The 1,680-nt window shown below is 78.5% G+C and carries 3 protein-coding genes; 2 read left to right on the top strand and 1 reads right to left on the bottom strand.

Going from position 1 to position 1,680, the window contains the following annotated elements; genetic code table 11:
- Positions 1-204 (bottom strand): family 43 glycosylhydrolase (locus ABEB16_RS21225; protein WP_345714167.1); only part of this gene is annotated, 204 nt, incomplete at its 3' end.
- Between the two features lie 138 nt (positions 205-342).
- Here ABEB16_RS21225 and ABEB16_RS21220 point away from each other — a divergent pair.
- Both ABEB16_RS21220 and ABEB16_RS21215 read left to right on the top strand, forming a co-directional pair.
- Entirely contained in the window at positions 343-1,440 is a 1,098-nt protein-coding gene (locus tag ABEB16_RS21220; RefSeq protein ID WP_345714168.1) for a VIT1/CCC1 transporter family protein, read from the top strand.
- Positions 1,441-1,458: 18 nt separating this feature from the next.
- A partial coding sequence (locus ABEB16_RS21215) for an AAA family ATPase (RefSeq protein WP_345714166.1) occupies positions 1,459-1,680 on the top strand: 222 nt, incomplete at its 3' end.

Genomic DNA, 1,680 nt, shown 5'->3' with positions numbered 1-1,680 from the left:
CGCCGGGTGCAGCCGGGGCAGCGCGTGGGCGAGGAGCCGCCAGTTCACCAGGTCCCGGCTGTGCAGGACGGGCAGGCCGGGCGAGCGGTTGAAGCTCGAGGCCACGAGGTAGTAGTCCTCGCCCACCCGGATGGCGTCGGGGTCCGGCCAGTCGGCGTCGAGGACCGGGTTGGTGTACGTGGGGGCGGCATCGTCGGCACGCATGGGCCGAACCTACCGGAAACCGGTTCCTGAGCTGCGTCCGCGCTCGCGCGCCACGCGGGTCGGGCCAGGCCGGGCCCGGTCGGGCGTGCGAGCATGACCGGGTATCCCGCCGCCGGCGACGCGCCCGAGGAGTTCGCCATGCCCCCCGCGCTGCCCCCACCCCCGCACACCGGCGGGCCGGGCGCCGCCGAGCTGCGCCGCTGGCGGCGCTACCTCGCCGACGAGCGGGCCGAGGCCGCCGTCTACCGCGACCTCGCGGCCCGCCGCGGCGGGGAGGAGCGGGAGATCCTGCTGGCCCTCGCCGAGGCCGAGGACCGCCACGCCGCGCACTGGGAGGCGCTGCTCGGCGAGCGCGCCGGGCGGCCGCCCCGCCACGGGCTGCGCACCCGGGTGCTGGGCTGGCTCGCCCGGCACTTCGGCTTCGTCTTCGTCCTCGCCCTCGTCCAGCGCGCCGAGGCCCGCTCCCCCTACGAGGGGGACACCGACGCGACCGAGGCGATGGCCGCCGACGAGCGCATCCACGGGGAGGTGGTGCGCGGCCTGGCGATCCGCGGGCGCAACCGCCTCTCGGGCACCTTCCGGGCGGCGGTGTTCGGCGCCAACGACGGCCTGGTGAGCAACCTGTCCCTGGTGCTGGGGATGGCCGCCGCCGGCGCCGGCAACCGCACGGTGCTGCTGGCGGGCGTGGCCGGGCTGCTGGCCGGGGCGCTGTCCATGGGCGCCGGGGAGTTCGTGTCGGTGCGCTCGCAGCGGGAGCTGCTGGAGGCGTCGAACCCCGACCCGCAGGCGCAGGCGGCGGTGCCCCACCTCGACGTCGACGCGAACGAGCTCGCCCTGGTGTACCGGGCGCGCGGGATGTCGCCGCAGGAGGCGCAGGCACACGCGGCGACGGTGCTGCGCGACCACCACCTGGCCTCGGCCTCGGCGGCCCCCGAGGGCGTCGACGAGCACGAGGCGGTCGGCACGGGCGCGGGGGCGGCGCTGTCCAGCTTCGCGTTCTTCGCCTCCGGCGCCGTCGTGCCGGTGCTGCCGTACCTGCTGGGGCTGACGGGCACGGTGGCCGCCGCGGTCGCCGCCGCCCTCGTCGGCCTCGCCCTGCTGGGCACCGGCGCCGTCGTCGGCCTGCTCTCCGGGGCGGCACCGCTGCGCCGGGCGCTCAGGCAGCTCGCGATCGGCTACGGCGCGGCGGCCGTCACGTACTGCCTCGGCCTGCTGTTCGGCACGACGACCGGCTGAGGCGGGCCGGTGCGCGGGGTGCTGCCGCCGCTCCCGGCGCCCGCGGTCGTCGTCCTCGTGGGGGCCGCGGGCAGCGGCAAGACGACCGTCCGGCGCGCGCTCGTCGCCGCCGGGTTCGACGCGGGGCTGGTCGTGAGCCTGGACGACCTGCGCCGGCAGCTGCGCGCCCGCGACCTCGCGCGCGGCTGGGCACCGGCTGCGCTGCAGCGCTACTCCCTGCCGGCCGCGCGCCGCGCCGAG

This window comes from Kineococcus glutinatus (assembly GCF_039542765.1).
Classification (GTDB): domain Bacteria; phylum Actinomycetota; class Actinomycetes; order Actinomycetales; family Kineococcaceae; genus Kineococcus_A; species Kineococcus_A glutinatus.
This window is presented reverse-complemented; position numbering and strand designations above follow the sequence as displayed.

Excerpts from the sequence above, each read along its gene's own strand:
- ABEB16_RS21220 (WP_345714168.1), top strand. The coding sequence starts at position 343 with ATGCCCCCCGCGCTGCCCCCACCCCCGCACACCGGCGGGCCGGGCGCC.